This window comes from Brenneria sp. L4-2C, assembly GCF_040240335.1.
Classification (GTDB): Bacteria; Pseudomonadota; Gammaproteobacteria; order Enterobacterales; family Enterobacteriaceae; genus Brenneria.
Map to the genome: position 1 here is coordinate 1 of NZ_JBEIAC010000061.1, position 869 is coordinate 869.

Consider the following 869-nt stretch of genomic DNA (forward strand, 5'->3'; position numbering starts at 1 on the left):
ATCCCCAGCGTGATCATGCTCAGCTTCCACTCACAAGGGCCGCCGCCGTCCAGCGCCACCCGCTGGCGATATACCCGCCCAGCCGCATCCGGCTGCAACGCCATATGCACCGGATTATATCCCCGGCTTTTGTATTTTGTCATATCCGCATGAATGTCTTCGAGCAGACAAACGCTGGAGCGGTATAAGGCATTGAGCGGAAAAGCCGTGGTATTCGGCGGAGCAACAACCTCAATATCTACCCACTGGGTCTGTTCCGGCGGCGAGAGCGTTAAATCTCTTTTCGGCGCGCAGGCCGCCAGCGGCGCAATACTGAACAGCATCAGCAAGTTGATGAATTTCATGCTTTTTGATCCTCATTAATTACGTACCGCTGCGCCCATACTCGCTGATGTTTCCGGATCGTTCTGCGCCTTGACAGATCGATTGAGAATATTTCATGCCTGGTATTTATCTAAAACATTACTTCATATTTTTTAACCTTTCGTAATCAGGATCTGCCTTTCCGAAAGTAACCGAACCATCAGGATAGATAATTTTACTTTTCTCTCCTACCGTCTTTTTTTTCACACCTTGCCATGTCACTATTTTTTTTTCATCCACCGTGGGTGAAAAAACGATTTTTCCATTTATTCCGGCATCTATGGTCATTCGATATGGCATAAAACTTTTCTTTCCATATAACGACAAAGATCTTTCAAATTTACTCAAATAAAACTCGATAACATAGGGGTAATACACTGAAGAATAAATTAACTCATTGCGCACTGGTGCGTAATAACCGTTATTAGACGCCTCATTATCAAAGGCTACCTTTACCCCTACCGCCGTTCCAATTTCAGCATCCTTAACCAGATGATCGGTACGAC

The 869-nt window shown here is 45.5% G+C and carries 1 protein-coding gene and 1 pseudogene; both read right to left on the reverse strand.

The window, feature by feature from the left end:
* Window positions 1-344 (reverse strand): annotated as a pseudogene (locus tag ABRZ26_RS25025) (hypothetical protein); the annotation flags it as partial.
* A 118-nt stretch (window positions 345-462) separates the two neighbouring features.
* A partial coding sequence (locus ABRZ26_RS25030; RefSeq protein WP_319606710.1) for a hypothetical protein occupies window positions 463-869 on the reverse strand: 407 nt, incomplete at its 5' end.